The following is a 19,202-nucleotide window of genomic DNA, read 5'->3' as shown; positions in this document are numbered from 1 at the left end:
GCCGACCGAGCCGAAGAGGACGGACCTTGACCCCTCACACCGCGGACCACACCGACGTCCGCGCCACCAACCTCGCCGCCGTGCTCGGCCACCTCCGCGCCGACGCGCCCTGCTCGCGCGCCGCGATCGCCACCGGCACCGGGCTGAACAAGGCCACCGTGACCAGCATCGTCGCCGACCTGATCACCCGGCGGCTGGCCCGCGAGACCGAGCAGACCCAGAACCACGTCGGCCGGCCGGCCACCTTGCTGGTGCTCGACGGCTCGGCGTACGCCGCGATCGGGATGGAGGTCGGCCTCCGGGGGCTGACCGCGATCGCCTACGACTCCGCCGGTGGACAGCTGCTGCGCTGGCACCGGTCCGGGCCGGGCGTGGGCGCGACCCCGGCCAAGACGATCGCCGCACTGGCCGCTTTGGCCCGCCGCGCGATCTCGGCGGTGCACGCCTCGGGCCGCGACGTGCTCGGGCTCACCGTCGGCGTACCGGCGCTGGTCGACCGCGACGGGACCGTCGTCCTGGCGGCCGGGCTCGGCTGGCGTGACGTGCCGTTACGCCAGGACCTGGTCACGGCGCTCGGCCGCCCGGCGTTCCCGGTGATGGTGGACAACGACGCGAACCTCGGCGCCCTGGCCGAGCACCGGTACGGCGCGTTCGCCGGCACCGCGGACCTGATCCAGTTGTCCGGCGACACCGGTGTCGGAGCGGGCGTGATCAGCGACGGCCGGCCGCTGCGCGGAGGTCACGGGTACGCCGGTGAGATCGGGCACCTGCGGATCCAGCCGGACGGGCCGTTGTGCGGGTGCGGCCGCCGCGGATGCCTGGAGGCGATGGCCTCGCTGCCGGCCATCCTGGCCCGGCTCGATCAGGCCGACGGGCCGGAGACCGATCCACAACTGCGGACCGACCAGCTGGTCCGGCGCGCCGAGGACGGCGACACGGCGACGCTGAAGACCCTCACCGAGGTCGGGGGCCTGCTCGGCCAGGGCATCTCCGTCCTGGTCGACCTACTCGATCCCGAGCTCGTCGTCCTCGGCGGTTCGTACGCGGCGCTCGGCCGCTGGCTGGCGCCGGCCATCGAGCAGGAGCTGACCGACGGCGCGCTGGTCGCGGTCAACGGGCGCTGCCAGGTCGTGGTGTCGGCCTTCGGCCACGACGCCCCGTCGATCGGCGCCGTCGCCCGCTCCCTGGACCGCCTCGACTCGGGCCACCTGCCGGCCCCACCCGTTCACCCCCAGCCGTAACGTCCGAGGAACCGCGATGCGTCCGAAGAACCCGAGGTTATAGCGCACCCCTCTTCGGACGCATCGCGGTTCTTCGGACGCTGCGGTTCGGTCGCGCGGGCCGGGCCGAGATCTTGACCGTCCGCCCCGGGGGTGCGACGCTCTCAGACACCCTTGATCGAAGCGCTTCGATGAATGCTTCCGACAGACGTGCACGTCCTTCGTTCGTCGAAGCGCTTCGACCGCCGTCCGTCGGCAGACGGCCCAACGCCCCGGAGCCCGATTGCGATGAACACCTCCCCACCCGGTACGCCGTCCAGCGCTGTCCCGCCCGCGTTCCGGGACCCGGCCCGCAAACTGCCGGAGCGGGTCGGCGACCTGCTCGACCGGCTGACGCTCACCGAGAAACTGGGGCTCCTCCATCAGCACCAGGGCGCTGTCCCGCGGCTGGGGCTGGCGCCGTTCCGGACCGGGACCGAGGCCCTGCACGGCGTCTCCTGGCTCGGACCGGCCACGGTGTTCCCGCAAGCGATCGGTCTCGCCGCCAGCTGGAACACCGAGCTGATCGAGGCCGTCGGCTCCGCGGTCGGTGACGAGGTGCGGGCGTTCCACCACCGCGATCCCGCCGCGGTCGGCCTCAACGTCTGGGCCCCGGTGGTGAACCCGCTGCGCGATCCACGCTGGGGCCGCAACGAGGAGGGCTACTCCGAGGATCCCTGGCTCACCGGCGAGCTGGCGGTCGCCTACGGCCGGGGCCTGACCGGAACCGCGCCGGGTCCGTTGAAGACCGCGCCGACCCTGAAGCATTTTCTTGCCTACAACAACGAGACGGACCGGTGCACGACTTCGAGCAACCTGCCGCCGCGGGTGCTGCACGACTACGAGCTGCCGGCCTTCCGGGCTCCGATCGAGGCCGGCGCGGCCGTCGCGGTGATGCCGTCGTACAACCTGGTGAACGGACGGCCCGCCCATCTGAGCCCGCTGATCAACGACGTTCTGCGGGGCTGGACCGAGGACGACCTGCTGGTCGTGAGCGACGCCGGCGCACCCGCGAACCTGGTCGGGCTCCAGGGCTACCACGCGGACGGCCCGTCGGCGTACGCCGCGGCCCTGACGGCGGGGATCGACAGCTTCACGCAGGACGACGACAACGCCGGCCCGTCGGTGCAGCACCTGACCGCCGCGCTGGAGCGGCGTCTTCTCACCGAGGCCGACGTCGACGAGGCCGTTCGGCATGCGCTGGCGGTGCGGTTCCGCCTGGGTGAGTTCGACCCGCCCGAGCTCGATCCGTACGCGGACCTCGGCGAAGCCGTCATCGGCTGTCCGGCGCACCGGCAATTGGCCCAGGAGGCCGCCCGGCAGTCGATCGTGCTGCTGAAGCACGAGTGCCACCTGCTGCCGCTGGACTCCGCGACCACCCGCCGGGTGGCGATCGTCGGGCCGCTGGCCGACACCCTGTACGAGGACTGGTACTCCGGCACGCTGCCGTACCGGGTCACTGCCCGCGACGGCCTGGTCGAACGCCTCGGGGCCGATGCGGTCGACTTCTGCGAAGGTGCCGACCGGATCGAGCTGCGCACGCCCGGCGGCTGCCTGAGCGCAGGCGAGGACGGCGTGCTGGGGCTCGGGCCGGCCGGCGGCTTCGACCTCTTCGACTGGGGTGGTGGCGCCTGGACGCTGCGATCGACACAGACCGGGTCGTTCGTCACGGTGACCGGCAGCGGTTCCCTGCGGGCCGACCATCCCGGCCCGAGCAGCTGGGTGGTGAACGAGACCTTCGAGCTGCTGTTCGCCACCGAGACGAACGTGATCCTGCGGCACCGCGCCGGTGACCGGTACGTGGTCGTGAACGCCGACGGGTCGGTCACCGCGACCGCCGACGACGCGAGCTCGGCGACCACCTTCGCACTGGAGACGCTGGTCGACGGCACCGCCGAGGCGGCCACGCTCGCGGCCCGGGCGGACGTCGCAATCGTTGTCACAGGCAACCATCCGTTGGTGAACGGGCGCGAGACCGAGGATCGAACGTCGCTGGACCTCCCGGCCGGCCAGGAGCGCCTGGTCCGGGCGGTCCAGGCCGCCAACACCCGCACGGTCCTGGTGATGTCCAGCAGCTACCCGTTCTCGGTGGAGTGGGCAGACCAGCAGCTCCCAGCGGTGCTGTGGTCGGCCCACGGCGGCCAGGAGTACGGCCGGGCGCTGGCGGACGTCCTGTTCGGCGACGCGGATCCGGCCGGACGGCTGCCACAGACCTGGTACCGGTCGGCCGCGGACCTGCCCGATCTGCTCGACTACGACATCGTCGCGACCGATGCGACGTACCTGTACTACCGGGGAACGCCGCTGTACCCGTTCGGCCACGGCCTGAGCTACGCCACCTTCGCGTACTCCGACCTGCGGCTCAGTTCCACGTCCGTGCCGTCCGACGGCGAGCTCCTGGTGAGCCTGACCGTCACCAACACCAGCTCCCGCGCCGGCCAGGAAGTAGTGCAGCTGTACACCCACCAGCAGCGGTCCCGGACGAAGCAGCCGTTGCGGCAGCTGCGCGACTTCCGGCGGATCTCCCTGGCGGGCGGCGAAAGCGTCGAGGTCGAGTTCGCACTGCCGGCACCGGACCTCGCGTCCTTCGACGTCACCAGGAACCGGCGCTGCGTCGAAACGGCCAGGTACAACGTCCTGGTCGGGCGATCCTGCACCGACACCCGGCTGACGGCCTCCTTCGACGTGCACGGCGAGCGCATCCCGCCGCGGGATGTCAGTGCCGGGCCACTGGCCGCGACGGCGTTCGACGAGTACTGCGCGATCACGCTGACCGACACGACGCCCGTCCGCGGCGACGCCGTACGGTCGCTGGAAGCCGGTGCGTGGCTGCTCTTCGAGGACACCGCCCTCGCCGCCGGAATCGGCCGCTGCACCGCGACGGTCGCGTCGGAGCAGCCGGGGCCGGCGTCACTCGAGCTCAGGCTCGACGACCCGCTGCACGGGATGCTGCTCGGCGTTGTCGACGTACCACTGACCGGTCACCGCCACACCTGGACCGACGTCGACGTCTCCCTCGCCGCGGCCGACGGCGTCAGAGCCTTGTACGTCGTCTTCTCCAGCGCGGCGATCTCGCTGGAGAAGCTGACGTTCACGCCCTAGACAACGGTGACGGTGAACCGGTCGCAGGTGCCCTCGAGCACCCGGGCGACCGGCCGCCCGTCGGTCAGGGTCACCTCGATCGTCGCAACCGTCGCGCCGCCCGGACCGGGAAGGCCGATCCGCCGCGACTGCCCTTCCGACGGGGCGAACCACCGCAGCTCGACGCCGTCGGCCCAGTCGTAGTCCGGGCGGTCGTCCACCGCACCGACCGCGATCACGGCCCCTTCCCGGACCAGCACCGGCAGGCTGTCGAACCCGTGCGTCTCGGTCACCCAGCGGCTGCCGGCCACTCGCTCGCCGGTCAGCAGGTGCGTCCAGTTCCCGTCGGGAAGGTAGAAGCGCACCTCGCCGTCCTGGCTCATCACCGGCGCCACCAGCAGGTCGGGGCCCAGCATGTACTGGCGCTCGAGATAGGCGACACCGGGGTCGGCCGGGAATTCCAGCACCATCGGCCGCATCATCGGCGTACCGGCGGTGTGAGCCTCCTCGGCGGCAGCCGCCAGGTACGGCATCAGGGACAGCTTCAGCTTGGTGAACTTGCGCAGTACGCCGACAGCTTCCTCGTCGAAGGCCCACGGCACCCGGTACGAGCTCGATCCGTGCAGCCGGGAGTGTGACGACAGCAGGCCGAACGGCACCCACCGCTTGAACACCGCGGCGTCCGGGGTCCCTTCGAAGCCACCGATGTCATGACTCCAGTAACCGAATCCCGACGACGCCAGCGAGAGCCCGCCGCGCAGGGACTCGGCCATCGCTTCGAAGGTCGACTCGCAGTCGCCACCCCAGTGGACCGGGAACTGCTGGCCGCCGACCGTCGCCGAGCGGGCGAACAGGACGGCGTCGCCGTCGCCGCGCTGCTCGGTCAGCAGGTCGAAGACCGCTCGGTTGTAGAGGTGCGGGTAGTAGTTGTGCATCCGGCCGGGGTCCGAGCCGTCGAACCAGACCACGTCCTCGGCCGGGATCCGTTCGCCGAAGTCGGTCTTGAAACAATCGACGCCGAGGTCGGTCAGCACCTGCAGCTTGGACCGGAACCAGGCCGTCGCCGCCGGGTTGGTGAAGTCCACGATCGCCATTCCGGCCTGCCACAGGTCCCACTGCCAGACCGAACCGTCGGGCCGCTTCAGCAGGTAGCCGAGCCGTCGGCCCTCCTCGAACAGCACCGACCGCTGGGCGATGTACGGGTTGATCCACAGACTCACCCGCAGCCCGCGGTCCTTCAGCCGGCGCACCATCCCGGCCTATCGGGGAACGCGACCGGGTCCCAGAGAAAGTCGCACCAGTGGAACTGGCGCATCCAGAAGCAGTCGAAGTGGAAGACGCTCAGCGGCAGGTCGCGCGACGCCATCCCCTCGACGAAGCTGCTCGTCGTCTCCTCGGTGTAGTCGGTGGTGAACGAGGTCGAGAGCCACAGGCCCATCGACCAGGCCGGCACCCGGGCCGGGCGCCCGGTGAGTGCGGTGTAGCGACGCAGGACGTCCTTCGGTTCCGGGCCGCCGATCACGAAGTACGTCAGCTGCTGGCCCTCGACGCTGAACTGGTTGCGGGAGACGACCTCCGAACCGACCTCGAACGACACGTGCGCCGGCGTGTCCACCAGTACGCCGTACCCGGCACTGCTCAGGTAGAAGGGCACGTTCTTGTACGCCTGCTCGCTGGACGTCCCGCCGTCGGCGTTCCAGATGTCGACGACCTGGCCGTTCTTCACCAACGGGCCGAACCGCTCGCCGAGGCCGTACACCGTCTCTCCGACTCCGAGGGCCAGCTGCTCGTGCAGGTACTGCCGCCCTTGCTGGTCGGTGATCAGCCCGACGCTGCGGGCGCTGGAGTCGGTGAGTGCCTTGCCGTCACGCTCGAAGCGCAGGTTCCACGGGCCCTCCAGCCGGACCACGGCGGTGAGGTCACCGCTGGTCAACCGCGCCGTCTCCTGATCGATCTCGACCTTCACCGGATGGTCGTCGCCGGTCGCCAGCCCGAACGCCGGCCGGGCCGGCAGCCCACCGCTGTGGTGCTCGATCGTCACACCGATGACGTCGGGCGCGGGCGAGCTGAGGGTGACGGTGAACAACGGCTGGTTCAACGTGTCGCCCCGGCCGGCGATCTGCTTGGCCGGCGCGTAGACGACGAGGGATCGTTCGGTCGCCTCCACGCTCTCGACCGCGGCCGGACGCAACCGGGTCAGCCCCGGCCGCAACTGCCAGTAGCCGTCAGTGAACTTCATCGACTGCCTCTCTGCCTGGCCGCGGCTCGGCCGCGCAGCCGATTGTCGAAGCGTTTCGACAAACCGTAGGAGAGCGCTCCGGCGGCGTCAATGCCCCGCCCGCTCAGCGGGCAGAAGGCAGGCCGGTCATCCGCGCGGCAGGTAGGTGCTCAGGTAGTCGTTGCGGAACTTGCCGTCGGGGTCGTGGCGGGCCGCCAGGGCGATGAAGTCCGGGACCTTCGGGTAGCACGTCGCGAGGGTGGCCGCGTTGGCGGTGAAGACCTTGCCCCAGTGGGGGCGGGCGCCCAGGGGCAGGAGTGCGTTCTCGAGGGCCTCGACGACCGGGCGGACCGCTGTTTCGTCCTGGATCCAGGTGAAGTGGAAGGCGACGGTGTCGCGGCCCTGGCTCGGGCTGAGCCAGAGGGTGTCGGCGGCGATCGTGCGCAGCTCGGAGACCTGGATGACGGAGGCCATTTCGTTGCCCAGAGCACGCATTTGGTCGATCGCGGCGGCGGCCTGGGTGCGCGGGACGAAGTACTCCGACTGCAGCTCCTCGCCGTTCGACGGTGTGAACTCCAGGCGGAAGTGTGGGAGCCGCGCGTTCCACGGGCCGGGGACGCCGCCTTGCTGGGTGGCGAAATCAGCCGGCATCGTCTTGATCGGGTGCCGTGCGCCGTCCGCCAGGCGGGCGCCGAGCCATTCGGGGTCGAGGGAGATCTGCTTGGCCTTGCGCCACACCATCACCTCCGGATCGACCCAGTCGGTGAACGCGCTCACGCTGTACGCGCTCGCGAACACCTCGTCGAACGACGAGCCCAGCCGCTCGACCGGCAGGCCGTCGTACACCACCTGACTGATCTCGTACGACGGCTCGACCGCGAGCGTGAGATGCGTCGTCACACCCAGCGCCCCGAGCGCGATGATCGCCCCGTCGAAGTCGTCGTCCGACCGGTCGAGCGACACCAGCGCCCCGTCCGCGCCGACGAACTCGATCCGTACGACGGCCGACGCGAGCGTCCCGTTCGTGTCACCCGAACCGTGCGTCCCCGTCGAGCAGGCGCCCGCGACCGAGATGTGCGGCAGCGAACCGAGGTTGTGCAGCGCGAGCCCGTCGGCCTGGAGCGCGGCCGTCACCTCGCCGTACCGGAGTCCGCCGGCGACCCGCACGCTGCGCCGGTCGGCCGCGATCTCGATCGTCTTCGGCAGGTCGAGCACCGAGACCAGCGTGCCCGCGGTGTCGGCGATCCGGTTGAACGAGTGGCCGGTGCCGAGCACGCGGACCCGCTCGCTGCCGCCGACCAGTTCCTGCAGCTCCTCCACCGACCGCGGCCGCCGCAGGTCCTGCGCGGAGAACGTGATGTTGCCTGCCCAGTTCTTCATCCGGTTCCTCTCGCCGAGATCCACCCCGAGCCTTCCACACCCGATCCCGGCAAGTTTCCGTCACCGGCGGCGAGCCAGCACGAGCCGACCAGCACCGTCCATGGTTTGATACGAGCGCTCGCATCCGCCGGTGATCAAGGAGACACGTAGCGTGGCACCCCCTCGGCGCTGGTTGCTGATCGCGGGGGCCTGCGCGGTGACCCTGGTCGCGACCTACCTGCTCGCCGTCCGCACGGCCACCGGTCAGGAGCTGGAGAACGCCGCCCTGCGCGGCGCCGACGACTCCGCGAACCGCAGCGAGTTCGTTGCCGCGAACAACGCTCTCGACCAGATCACCCTCTACTCGCTGATCGGCGCCTGCGTGCTGATCGGCCTGATCGGGCTGCTGCGCCGCCGGCTCGACCTCGCGGTCGCCGCGGTCGGCGTGATCTTCGCCGGCCAGGTCGTCACCCAGGGGCTCAAGCGCTTCCTGCTGGTCCGCCCCGAGCTGGTCGACGTCACCGGCGACTTCAAGGGCAACAGCCTGCCGAGCGGCCACACCACGATCGCGATGACCGTGCTGTTCGCCGCGCTGATCGTGGTCCCGTACCGGTGGCGCGGCGTCGCGATGTTCTTCACGCTGACCTGGGCGACCGGGATCGGCGCCTACACGCTGACCGCGAAGTGGCACCGGCTCTCCGACACGATCGCCGCCGACGCGGTCGCGCTCGGCCTGGCCTGCCTGGCGTCGTGGTGGCTCGCGCGCCGCGGCGCGGTTCAGCCGTACGACGGCAAGCGGCACCCCCTCCGCGTCGCCTTCGTCGTCCTCATCTGCTTGTACGTCGCCGCGTGGCTCGTACTCGGCGGCATCCTGTGGGGTGGCCCGCTGGTCGCCGAAGGCCTGCAGCAGGCGGTCGCCGAGAGCCAGTGGCCGCTCTACCTCGGCGCCGGGGCGCTGGCGTCGGCCGGGTCGGCGATCAGCGCGCTGATCTTCTGGGCCAGCTGGCGCCGCCTCGAGATCCCGCCCGTACGGCGGCCGGCCGCGGCCGTCGTACCGGAGAGTGTGCGGGCGCGCGGATGATCTTCGGGTTCGGCATCGCGGCGTTCTGGTTCGTGCTGTTCGTGGTCAGCTTCCTGCGCGACCGGCGGGTGCTGCGCAACGGCATCTACCTGGTCCTGACCGTGCTGTTCGCCGGGATCGGCACGGTCTTCGCGCTGGCCGAGATCAACGACCGGGCCGCCAGCCTGCTGATCGCGCTCGTGCTGCTGGGGCTCCCGCTGACCATCGTCGTGCTCGCGTTCGCCCTGGTCGGCAACGGGGTCGTCATGCTGCGCCGCGAGGGCCGCCGGCCGGCGAACCTGCTGTCGCTGGCGGCCGGTGCCGGGTTCTTCGCCTTCGTCGTGTTCACCCTGATCGTGCAGCAGACCGGCTCGTCGTTCCTGGCCGCCGTGAACACCGCCCTGCTCGGCGTGATCGGCTACGTCTCGTTCCTGTTCGTCTGCTTCCTGGCGTACGCGTTCGTCTACGCCAGGATCCGCTTCTTCCGCCGGCCCGACTTCGTCGTCGTCCTCGGTTCGGGCCTGCGCGGCCGCCGGGTCCCGCCGCTGCTCGCGAGCCGGCTCGACAAGGCGCAGACGGTCTGGCAGAAGGAACGCGACAAGGGCCGGACGCCGCTGCTGATCACCTCGGGCGGCCAGGGTCCCGGCGAGGAGGTCGCCGAGGCGGTCGCGATGGCCGACTACCTGGTCGACCACGGCGTACCGGCGGACGCCGTCCTGCGGGAGGACCGGTCGACGACGACGTTCGAGAACCTCACCTTCAGCGCCACGCTCATGGCGGAGCGGAAGCCGAAGTACCGCTGCCTGATCGTCACCAACAACTTCCACGCCCTGCGCGCCGCCTTCACCGCCCGCAAGGCCGACGTCAACGGCCAGGTCCTCGGCTCCCCCACCGCGTTGTACTTCTGGCCCAGCGCCACGATCCGCGAGTTCATCGCCGTCCTGGCCGACCACAAGCTCGCCAACGGCATCATCATCGGCCTGATCCTCCTGAGCTCCTTCGCCCGGCTGTTCTGAGTTCGTTAGGGTGAACGGGTGAGTCTTACCTCTGGTGGTCCGCGGCGTGAGGATTTCTTCAAGGTTCCCGGCAAGGGGGCCGGTGCCCCGGTGAAGCCCGGGGAGAAGGCGCCGGTGGACCGGACGGCCGCGTTGTCGGTGGGCGCGTTCCAGCCGGTGATCGCGGCGGTGCCGATGCCTCGGCGGTTGTTCGAGCACGAGGCGGAGCGGGCGGCGGCCCTCGCGGCGGGCTCGGACGGTGAGCGCGAGCTGAAGAACGTGGTCGCGGACCTGGACGTCGCCCTCACGACCGCCGTCCTACTGCTACGGGGTGTCGAGCACGCGAAAGCGCGGGAGCGGGTCGTCGAGGCGGTGCCGGTACTGGTCGACACGGCGGAGTACAAGCCGCTGGATGCCGCGGCCGGCTTCCTCGATCTCGACGGCGAGGACGTGGTCGAGATCGTCGACGAGCTGACCGACCGCGGGTACGCCGGGCCGACGGAAGAGGCGATCGCGCAGGCGGAGGAGTTGCGCGAGCAGCTTCGGCAGGTCGACCACGAGCAACTCGACGCCTTTCTCGACTCGGCGCTGCGGATCGTCGTCCTGGTGTCGATCGCGGGTGCCGCGGCGCCCCTCGGTGCGTTGACCGAAGGCGACCCGAAGCTCGCCGAGGCGGCGAAGGCCGGCGTCGTCGGGCTGGCCGCGGTCGCCCTGCAGGAGTTGCGGAACAGCAAGTACGAGAAGGTCGAAACCGACGAGGTCGCGGACCTGACGACAGGGCTGACTCCGCCGGTCAGGTGAGCATCGTCACCGCGGCGATGATGCCGGCCAGCACGATCAGGATCCGGAGCAGCGTCGGCGGGAGCACGCGGCCGAGGTGGGCGCCGGTGTAGCCGCCGACGACCGAGCCGATCGCGAGCAGGCCGACCGCGGTGTAGTCGAGGTCGGCGACGAAGACGAAGATCAGGCCGGCGACGATGTTCGCCGCCAGCACGGCCAGCGTCTTGAGCGCGTTGACGATGCGGAGCTCGAGGTCCAGGCCGAGGCCGAGCACGGCCATCATCATCACGCCGGAGCCGGCACCGAAGTAACCGCCGTACACGCCGGTCAGCGCGGCGAAGAAGGTCGTCAGCGGCGACATCTTCGTCCGGGGTGCGACCTCGTCGGGCTGGCGGGAGCGCAACCACTTGGAGATCGTCGGGGTCGCGCCGACCAGCAGGCAGGTGAACAGGATCAGCCAGGGCACGATCGCCTCGAAGACGCCGGGCGGCAGGGCGAGCAGCAGGACGGCGCCGCCGATCGAGCCGAACGCGCAGGTCGCGACGACCAGCCAGGTGACAGCGGGTTGCTCTTTCAGTTCACGGCGATAGCCCAGCGATCCGCCGAGGCCGGCGGGGATGAGCCCGACGGTGTTCGACGCGTTGGCGACCACCGGCGGGATGCCGAGGGCGATCAGGACGGGGAAACTCACCAGCGAGGCGACCCCGACGGTCGACGTGAGCAGCCCGGCGCCGAGCCCGGCAGCGATGACGATCAGATGCTCGGCGCCCGTCACGACTGCTCGACCCGTTGGTCGGCGGTCCCGCGGTCCTGCTCACGCAGCAGCGCGACGTCGCTGACCAGCATCACGTGCTCGTGCATCGCCTGCGCCGCGGCGGCCGGATCGCCCGCGATGATCGCCTCCGCGACCTTGCGGTGCCCGGCCAGCGAGTCCTTCGGCCGGCCGGGCTGCGACAGCGACTCGATCCGCGTCTCCCGGATCAGGTCGTGGATCGCCGCCATCATCTGCCCCAGCAGCTCCGACCGGGCCGCCGTGGTCACCGCGCCGTGGAACTGCTCGTCCGCCTCGACACCGCGCCCGCCGGCCGCGATGTCGCGCTCCATCGCGGCCAACGCCGCCTGGATCGCGACCACATCAGCATCAGTACGCCGTACGGCGGCCAAGGCCGCGAGCTTCGACTCCAGCGCGTCCCGCGCCTCGATGATCTCCGGCAACCGGTCGGCGTGCGCCCGGATCGCCTCGATCACCGGCGCGGTCCGGGCCCGCTCGGTCAGCACCGTCCCGTCCCCGTGCCGTACGACGACCACGCCGATCACCTCCAGCGCGACCAGCGCCTGGCTCAGCGTCGCCCGGCTCACCCCGAGCCGGACGGCAAGCTCACGCTCGGGCGGCAGCCGATCACCGGCCCTCAGCCCGTTCTCCGCGATCCACCCGGTGAGCTGCTCGGCGACCTGCTCGTAGAGGCGGGTCCGCAGAACGGGACGGGGAAAGCGCGGCGAGTCGTCCATGAGAACCAATGTATTGACAACCGGCTCACTGAGCTATTGGCTAGGCCACTGAGCCAACTGTGATTGTGATCTCGTTGCCCCACATTTTTGGAGAGAACACGATGGGTCCCGAATGGGTAGCGATCCTGGCGCTGGTCGCCTTGTTCGTGATCGGCACGCTGCTGCCGATCAACATGGGAGCGCTCGCGTACGTCGCGGCGTGGCTGGTCGGCATGTTCTCGCTCGACCTGAGCGAGAAGGAGATTCTCGGCGGGGTCAGCGGTGACCTGATCCTGACGCTGATCGGCGTCACCTACCTGTTCGCGATCGCCAAGAACAACGGCACCGTGGACCTGATCGTCAGATCGGCGGTCCGCGCGGTCGGCGGCCGGGTCGCGCTGATCCCGTGGGTGATGTTCGCGGTGACCGCGCTGCTGACCGCGATCGGCGCCGCCAGCCCGGCCGCCTGCGCGATCATCGGCCCGATCGCGCTCGGCTTCGCCGCCCGGTACAAGATCAACCCGCTGATGATGGGCATGTTCGTCGTGCACGGCGCCCAGGGCGGCGGGTTCTCCCCGATCAGCATCTACGGCACGATCACCAACTCGGTGATGGAGGACAACAACCTGCCGTCGAGCGAGATGACGGTGTTCCTGGCCAGCCTGGCCGTCAACCTGGTGATGGCGGCGATCCTGTTCGTGCTGTTCGGCGGCCGCCGGCTGATGGCCCAGCGGGTCGACCCCGACGACGACTCGTTGACCGAAGACCTCCATCGTGGCGGTGCGACGGTGCCGGCGCGCGGCCAGGGCGCGTCCGCCCCGACCGGTACGCAGGCGCTCGGCGTACGGCGGGACCAGGTGCTCACGCTGGTCGCGTTCGTCGGGGTCGCCGTGGTCGCGCTGGCCTTCGACAAGAACATCGGCTTCGTCGCGATCACCGCCGCGGTGATCCTCGCGATGCTGGCGCCGAAGGAGCACAAGGACGCGGTCAAGCAGATCGCCTGGCCCACCGTCCTGCTGGTGGCCGGCGTCAGCACGTACGCCGCGATCCTGACCGAGGCCGGTTCGCCGGAGTTCGTCGGGAACTGGGCGGCCGGGCTGGGCGCGGTCGCGATCGGCGCGCTGGTGCTCTGCTACGTCGGCGGGGTGGTGTCGGCGTTCGCGTCGTCGACCGCGCTGCTGCCGGTGATCATCCCGATCGCCGTCCCGCTGATCGCGAACGGCGGCATCAGCGCCGGCCTGTTCGTCGCCGCGCTGGCGATCGCGTCGACGATCGTCGATGTCAGCCCCTTCTCGACCAACGGCGCCCTGATGCTGGCGAACAGGCCGGACACGATCAGCGAACCCGCGTACTACAAGCAGATCCTGACCTACAGCATGATCGTCGTCCTGGCCGGTCCGCTGCTGGTCTGGGCCGCGCTGGTCCTGCCGGGATGGTGAGCCGATGAGTGGCCCGCTGGACGGCGTACTGGTGGTCGATCTGTCGCGGGCGCTGGCCGGGCCGCACGCGACGATGATGCTCGGTGATCTCGGCGCGCGGGTGATCAAGGTCGAGGCGCCGGGGCGGGGCGACGACACCCGCGGGTGGGGACCGCCGTTCGCCGGTGACGAGTCGACGTACTTCCTGTCGGCGAACCGGAACAAGGAGTCGATCGCCCTCGATCTGAAGGATCCCGCAGATCGGGAGGTGCTGCTGCGGCTGGTCGACCGGGCCGACGTACTGGTCGAGAACTTCCGGACCGGGGTGCTGGAGCGGCTCGGGCTCGGCCTGGAATCGTTGCAGGCCAGGAATCCGCGGCTGATTGCGCTGTCCATCACCGGGTTCGGGCACGACGGGCCGGAGGGTGGGCGCGCGGGGTACGACCAGATCGCGCAGGGTGAGGCCGGGTTGATGTCGCTGACCGGGTCCGGGCCTGCGGATCCGCAGCGAGTCGGGGTGCCGATCGGGGATCTGCTCGCGGGGATGTACGGCGCGTACGGCGTACTGGCGGCTTTGCGGGAGCGGGACCTGACCGGGGTCGGTCAGGTGGTGCGGACCTCATTGCTGGCGGCGGTGGTCGGGGTGCACGCGTTCCAAGGGACGCGGTACACGGTGGCCGGGGAGGTTGGAGTCGCCCAGGGCAATCATCATCCGTCGATCGCGCCGTACGGGTTGTTCCACTGCGCTGACGGTTCGGTGCAGATCGCGGTCGGGAGTGAGGGCCTGTGGCAACGATTGGTCACGGCGTTCGGGTTGGACGAGACGGGGCTGGAGACGAACGCGTTGCGGGTGGCCGATCGGGGCCGGGTGATCGCGGTGGTCGAAGGGGCGTTTGCCGAGTGGTCCGCGGAGCGGTTGCTGGCTCGGCTGGACGAGGTCGGGGTGCCCGCGGGCAAGGTGCGGGGGCTGGACGAGGTGTACGAGTGGGAGCAGACGGCGAGCCAGGGGCTGCTGATCGACGTCGAGCATTCGACGCTCGGGGCGGTGCGGTTGCCGGGGCCGCCGTTGCGGTTCTTCGGTGCTGACGGGGAGGAGAGGACTCGGCGGGATCATGGGGCGCCGCCGACGCTGGATCAGCACGGGGAGGACATCCGGAGGTGGGTCTCGTGAGCGGCGCGGCCTCGGGGCGCGGGCGGCCGAGTGCGCGGGAGTTGATCGAGGTCGTGCTCGATCCGGGATCCTTCGAGTCCTGGGACGAGGCGGCCGACCTGAGCGGACATTCGCCGGACTACGTGCAGCAGCTCGCCGTCGCGGCCGAGCGGTCGGGGGCCGACGAGTCGGTGCTGACCGGGCGCGGGCTGATGCGGGGCCGGCCGGTCGCCGTGCTGGTGAGTGAGTTCGCGTTCCTGGCCGGGTCGATCGGGCGCGCCGCCGCGGCGCGGATCACGTCCGCCGTACGCCGTGCGACCGCGGAAGGCTTACCGATCCTCGCGTCGACGGCGTCGGGCGGAACGCGCCTGCAGGAAGGCGCCCCGGCGTTCTTCGAGATGGTCCGGATCTCCCGCGCCCTGATGGCGCACAAGGCCGCCGGCCTGCCGTACCTCGTCCACCTGCGTCACCCGACCACCGGCGGGGTCTTCGCCTCGTGGGGATCGCTGGGCCACGTCACCGTCGCCGAGCCCGGCGCGCTGGTCGGCTTCCTCGGCCCGAAGGTCTACCAAGCCCTGTACGACGAGCCGTTCCCCACCGACGTACAAACCGCGGAGAACCTCGCCGAGCACGGCGTCATCGACGGCGTCGTCGAATCCGTAGATCTCCCCGTCCTCCTCGATCGAGCCCTCGGCATCCTGGTCGATCCTCCAACGCTTCCACAACTCGTACGCCGCACTGAACACTCAACTGCAGTGAACGGTTGGGACGCAGTGCTCTCGACCCGAAGTGACGATCGCGCCGGCGTCCGCGAGTTCCTCCGCTTCGCCTGCACCGGCACCGTCCGCCTGACCTCCGCGGACGCGAGCGTGCTGGTCGCCCTCACTCGCGTCGACGGTCGCCCCTGCGTCCTCGTCGGCCAGGATCGCGAGTCCGACCGCCCCCTCGGCCCCGCCGCCCTCCGATCAGCCCGCCGCGGCATGCGCCTGGCCGAAGACCTCGGCCTCCCCCTCGTCACCCTCATCGACACCGCCGGTGCGGAACTCTCCCGCGCCGCGGAAGAAGGCGGCCTGGCCGGCGAGATCGCCCAGTGCATCGCGACCATGAGCACGCTGACCGTCCCCACCGTCTCCGTCCTGCTCGGCCAAGGCACCGGCGGCGGCGCACTGGCGTTGCTCCCGGCAACAACAGTCCTTGCCGCCGGCCACGCCTGGCTCGCGCCGCTGCCACCCGAGGGCGCCAGCGCGATCATGTACGGCGACACGACCCACGCGCCGACGCTCGCGACCGCCCAACGCATCGCCGCCACCGACCTCCGCGACGCCGGCATCGTCCACCACGTCGTACCGGAACTCCCCGCGGACACCGCCGAGTCACTCACCACAGCCCTCGCGGCCGAGATCGCCCAGCACCTCTCCAGTCGGCCTCTCGGCAGCTAGCTTCCCGTCCACCACCGTGTGCTGAGCGAATCCCGCAACGTATTCGTCGCACAGTGGATCTCCCCCTCGGAGACGTGCTCCGACGTGAGATCGTCGGCGTACGCGACCTGGTAGCCGATCCCACCCAGCGCCTTCGAGATCGCCGTCGCGAAGACGTCCTTGCCGTTGACAACAGGTCCGTACGGCTTCGGCGCGACGTACCGGCCGCCGTTCAGCACCAGCCCGTTCACCGGACCCGGGATCTCCGCCACCGCGTCCCGCATCGCGTGCAGCTTCGCGATCGCCTGGTCCTTCTCCGGCCCGGGCTCCAGCTGACTGATCTCGGTCTCGAGCATCCCGTAGTCCATCGACTTCGCCGTGAACAGCGACGGCACCCGGACAAGCTCCGCGTCGGTCAGCCCGGCCTGCGCCTTCAGCACCTCGACGTTCGCCTGGATCTTGGCCGCGGCCCGCTCGTTCGTCTCCACGAACTGCCGGTCCGCGAGGAACTCGGACGTGCTCCGCTGATCGATCCGCAGGTCGTACGGCCACTCCAGCTTCGGCAGCCCGCCGTGCATGATCTCCCCGCCGCGCCCGCTCTTCTGTACGCCGCGCAGCAGCTCCAACCCAGCGGCGGGATCGGCAACCAACGCCTTCCATCCCAGCCGGCTCCCCGGCACCGCCACGAACTGCAGGAACTCGTCGACATGCCCAACCGTCAGCCACGACGTGTCGAGCCCCAGCGGATCCTGCATCCCCTGCGACTTCAGCAGCGTCACCATCTCCGGTGCCGGCCCGGTCTTCCCGTGGTCGAACCCGTCACCCCCGATCACGATCCGCCCCACCGGATGCGCGGGCGTCGGCGGAATCGTCTCCAGGTTCCCCATCGAGTCGTAGCTGTCGTTCTCCTCCGGCACCGGCACGTGCTCCACGTGCACCGCCGCGACATCGGCACCGGCCAGCTCGGTGAAGATCACCCGCGACCCCACGCGCCGCGAGTCGTTCACCGACCCGAGCAGCACCTTCATCCCCTGCGGCTTGCCACCCGGCCCAGGGATCGACATGTACGCCGGCTCGAACAGATCCTGCGTCCAGCTGTCGTCCCCCTGATCGAGCAGCTGCACCCCGCCCGGTACGCCGGTCTGCTTGACCACCTTGTCGACCTGCTTCCGCCAAGCCGTCCCCACCTTGTCGCTGTCCCCCGCGACTCCCGCGAAAACCTTCTGCACCCGCTGCGTGTTCGGCTGCGTCAGCACCGGCGCCTCCTTCAGTGCCAGCGAAGCGGTCGCCGTCGATCCGTTGCCGCTGACAACCAGCTTCAGCGACGCCGTACCGTCCCAGACAGCCGAGTTCCGGACGATGTCCCGGCCCTCGATCCCCAGCTCGACACCACGCCGTACCTCATCGGCCGTCAGTACGGTCGAGGCCGACCATCCCGAACCCCGCTTCACGAACACCCGCACCCGATCGGTCGACACCGTGATCCGGCCAGTCGCACCCGCCGGCGCACCGACCCACGGCTGCGTCCGCACCCGGGCCAGGTCCTTCGCGTCCTGAGCCCCGTTGACCACCGCGTCGGCCGCGTCGTTGCAGGCGGCCATCGTCCGGTCCGCCGCGTTCTTCTGCCGCTGGTACGTGCGAACGAGCTCCTGGTAAAGCTTCTCCGCCTTCTCCTTGTCCGGCTCCTTCTCCAGCTCGGCCTTGCGCTGGTAGAAGGCATCGTCGTACGCCGCCTCCTGCGCGACCGCGTCCTTCGCCACGGTCCGCGCCTTGGCCCGGCACCGCTCGGCGTCGTCGTCCAGGTTGGCGAGGAACAGCACGGGACCACTCAGCTGGTCCCCCTGCAGCGCGGCCACCGGCCCACCGACGGCTCCGGCTGGAAGGGCACTACCGAACAGGCCGGCGGCCACCGCGCCGGTCAGGAAGAGAAGGCGTGACATGCGGTTCCTTATGACTCGGGAATGGATCGAGTCACAGGCTGGCGAAGACTTTTCCGGATCCTGTCAGGATCCGGTCCGCAGCCGGTCCTTTCAGCTGGGCAGCTCCAGGGACGGCAGCGAGTTCTCGATCTGTTCCCGGTCCGGCTCCAGCCACGGCGGCAGCTTGAGCTTGCGGCCCAGCTCCAGCAGCGGTTCGTCGACGGTGAACCCCGGCTGGTCGGTCGCGATCTCGAACAGCACGCCACCGGGCTCGCGGAAGTAGATCGACGTGAAGTACTGCCGGTCCAGGATCTCGGTCACCTCGGACCCCGCCTCGATCATCTGCTCGCGCCACAGCGCCTGGGTCTCCCGGTCGGGCGCCCGGAACGCGACGTGATGGACCGTACCGCCCGCCTGCAGCCCCTTGTCGCCCGCGCCGGCGGCGACGTCGACCACCGTGCCCGGGTTGTCTCCCGGCATCGTGAACCGGGCCCGCCCGCCACTCTCTTCACCGAGCGTCATCCCGAGCATCCCGGCCAGCAGCTCCGCGGTCGGCTCCAAGTCCGCCTCGGTCACCGTGATCGCGTGCAGCCCGCGCACCGCGTGCTCGGCCGGAATCCCGGCCGCGCCGTCCCAGCCCGACCGCGCGTCGCCCTCGGCCGCGACCAGCTCGATCACCAGCCCGTCGGGGTCACGGAACGCGATCACCTCTTCGTCCGTACGCCGGACCGGCGCGTCCGCGTCGACCTTGAGCCCGGCCAGATGCTGCTGCCACCACCCGAGGCTCTCCGGCGGGATGCTGAACGCGGTCGCCGTCGCCAGCCCGGTCCCCTGCTTGCCGTCCGGCGCCTCCGGCCACGGGAAGAAGGTCAGCAGCGTCGACGGCCGCCCGGCCTCGTCCCCGTAGTACAGGTGGTACAGCTCGGGCCGGTCGAAGTTGACCGTCTGCTTGACCAGCCGCAGGCCCAGCACCGTCGTGTAGAAGTCGAGGTTGCGCTGCGGATCGGTCGCGACCGCGGTGACGTGGTGCAGGCCGTGCGGCGTGATCGGGTTCATG

13 protein-coding genes and 1 pseudogene are annotated in these 19,202 nt (G+C 70.5%); 8 read left to right on the top strand and 6 right to left on the bottom strand.

Annotated elements, in window-relative coordinates; genetic code table 11:
- Positions 1-26: 26 nt before the first annotated feature.
- Positions 27-1,241 carry an ROK family protein gene (locus HDA39_RS40220; protein ID WP_184804592.1) on the top strand — a complete coding sequence of 405 codons (1,215 nt, stop codon included), beginning with the start codon at positions 27-29 and terminating at the stop codon, positions 1,239-1,241.
- Between the two features lie 267 nt (positions 1,242-1,508).
- Positions 1,509-4,361, top strand: a complete 2,853-nt coding sequence (locus HDA39_RS40215; protein WP_184804589.1) for a glycoside hydrolase family 3 protein — start codon at positions 1,509-1,511, stop codon at positions 4,359-4,361.
- Here HDA39_RS40215 and yicI read toward each other — a convergent pair.
- Both yicI and HDA39_RS40205 read right to left on the bottom strand, forming a co-directional pair.
- Positions 4,358-6,579 (bottom strand): annotated as a pseudogene (gene yicI / locus HDA39_RS40210) (alpha-xylosidase). The gene HDA39_RS40215 and the pseudogene yicI overlap by 4 nt on opposite strands.
- Positions 6,580-6,705: 126 nt before the next feature.
- The gene (locus tag HDA39_RS40205) at positions 6,706-7,938 is read right to left on the bottom strand and encodes a D-arabinono-1,4-lactone oxidase (protein WP_184804587.1); all 1,233 of its coding nucleotides are present in this window, start codon (positions 7,936-7,938) and stop codon (positions 6,706-6,708) included.
- 151 nt (positions 7,939-8,089) lie between these two features.
- Between HDA39_RS40205 and HDA39_RS40200 the strand changes: the two genes are divergently transcribed.
- Genes HDA39_RS40200 through HDA39_RS40190 form a run of 3 tightly spaced genes read left to right on the top strand, consistent with a single transcriptional unit; the run spans position 8,090 to position 10,773 of the window.
- Positions 8,090-8,998, top strand: coding sequence for a phosphatase PAP2 family protein (locus tag HDA39_RS40200; RefSeq protein ID WP_184804584.1), 909 nt, complete (start codon positions 8,090-8,092; stop codon positions 8,996-8,998).
- The gene (locus tag HDA39_RS40195) at positions 8,995-9,993 is read left to right on the top strand and encodes a YdcF family protein (protein ID WP_184804582.1); all 999 of its coding nucleotides are present in this window, start codon (positions 8,995-8,997) and stop codon (positions 9,991-9,993) included. Before HDA39_RS40200 ends, HDA39_RS40195 begins: the two co-directional genes overlap by 4 nt.
- Before the next feature lie 18 nt (positions 9,994-10,011).
- Entirely contained in the window at positions 10,012-10,773 is a 762-nt protein-coding gene (locus HDA39_RS40190) for a hypothetical protein (protein ID WP_184804580.1), read from the top strand.
- Here the strand turns inward: HDA39_RS40190 and HDA39_RS40185 are convergent.
- Together HDA39_RS40185 and HDA39_RS40180 are read right to left on the bottom strand one after the other, a co-directional pair.
- The gene (locus HDA39_RS40185; protein ID WP_184804578.1) at positions 10,766-11,527 is read right to left on the bottom strand and encodes a TSUP family transporter; all 762 of its coding nucleotides are present in this window, start codon (positions 11,525-11,527) and stop codon (positions 10,766-10,768) included. The genes HDA39_RS40190 and HDA39_RS40185 overlap by 8 nt on opposite strands.
- Positions 11,524-12,261, bottom strand: coding sequence for a FadR/GntR family transcriptional regulator (locus HDA39_RS40180; RefSeq protein ID WP_184804577.1), 738 nt, complete (start codon positions 12,259-12,261; stop codon positions 11,524-11,526). The genes HDA39_RS40185 and HDA39_RS40180 overlap by 4 nt, the downstream gene beginning before the upstream one ends.
- A 101-nt stretch (positions 12,262-12,362) precedes the next feature.
- Between HDA39_RS40180 and HDA39_RS40175 the strand changes: the two genes are divergently transcribed.
- Genes HDA39_RS40175 through HDA39_RS44010 form a run of 3 tightly spaced genes read left to right on the top strand, consistent with a single transcriptional unit; the run spans position 12,363 to position 16,247 of the window.
- A complete protein-coding gene (locus HDA39_RS40175; protein WP_184804575.1) occupies positions 12,363-13,679 on the top strand; it encodes an SLC13 family permease in 1,317 nt (438 codons plus the stop codon).
- Positions 13,680-13,683: 4 nt separating this feature from the next.
- On the top strand, positions 13,684-14,829 hold the full coding sequence (locus HDA39_RS40170; protein ID WP_184804573.1) for a CaiB/BaiF CoA transferase family protein: 1,146 nt from the start codon (positions 13,684-13,686) through the stop codon (positions 14,827-14,829).
- A complete protein-coding gene (locus tag HDA39_RS44010; protein ID WP_337926101.1) occupies positions 14,817-16,247 on the top strand; it encodes a carboxyl transferase domain-containing protein in 1,431 nt (476 codons plus the stop codon). The genes HDA39_RS40170 and HDA39_RS44010 overlap by 13 nt, the downstream gene beginning before the upstream one ends.
- On the opposite strand, the gene HDA39_RS40160 is transcribed toward HDA39_RS44010, so the two are convergent.
- The gene (locus tag HDA39_RS40160) at positions 16,244-18,166 is read right to left on the bottom strand and encodes a protein-arginine deiminase family protein (protein ID WP_184804570.1); all 1,923 of its coding nucleotides are present in this window, start codon (positions 18,164-18,166) and stop codon (positions 16,244-16,246) included. The genes HDA39_RS44010 and HDA39_RS40160 overlap by 4 nt on opposite strands.
- Positions 18,167-18,256: 90 nt before the next feature.
- On the bottom strand, positions 18,257-19,201 hold the full coding sequence (locus HDA39_RS40155; RefSeq protein ID WP_184804567.1) for a ring-cleaving dioxygenase: 945 nt from the start codon (positions 19,199-19,201) through the stop codon (positions 18,257-18,259).
- Position 19,202: the final 1 nt, after the last annotated feature.

This window comes from Kribbella italica (assembly GCF_014205135.1).
GTDB lineage: Bacteria > Actinomycetota > Actinomycetes > Propionibacteriales > Kribbellaceae > Kribbella > Kribbella italica.
This window is presented reverse-complemented; position numbering and strand designations above follow the sequence as displayed.

Bases quoted from the DNA above. Each gene is read 5' to 3' on its own strand.
- HDA39_RS40180 (WP_184804577.1), bottom strand. From the start codon at position 12,261: ATGGACGACTCGCCGCGCTTTCCCCGTCCCGTTCTGCGGACCCGCCTC.
- HDA39_RS40160 (WP_184804570.1), bottom strand. From the start codon at position 18,166: ATGTCACGCCTTCTCTTCCTGACCGGCGCGGTGGCCGCCGGCCTGTTC.
- HDA39_RS40205 (WP_184804587.1), bottom strand. From the start codon at position 7,938: ATGAAGAACTGGGCAGGCAACATCACGTTCTCCGCGCAGGACCTGCGG.
- HDA39_RS40215 (WP_184804589.1), top strand. From the start codon at position 1,509: ATGAACACCTCCCCACCCGGTACGCCGTCCAGCGCTGTCCCGCCCGCG.
- HDA39_RS40175 (WP_184804575.1), top strand. From the start codon at position 12,363: ATGGGTCCCGAATGGGTAGCGATCCTGGCGCTGGTCGCCTTGTTCGTG.
- HDA39_RS40170 (WP_184804573.1), top strand. From the start codon at position 13,684: ATGAGTGGCCCGCTGGACGGCGTACTGGTGGTCGATCTGTCGCGGGCG.
- HDA39_RS40195 (WP_184804582.1), top strand. From the start codon at position 8,995: ATGATCTTCGGGTTCGGCATCGCGGCGTTCTGGTTCGTGCTGTTCGTG.
- HDA39_RS40155 (WP_184804567.1), bottom strand. From the start codon at position 19,201: ATGAACCCGATCACGCCGCACGGCCTGCACCACGTCACCGCGGTCGCG.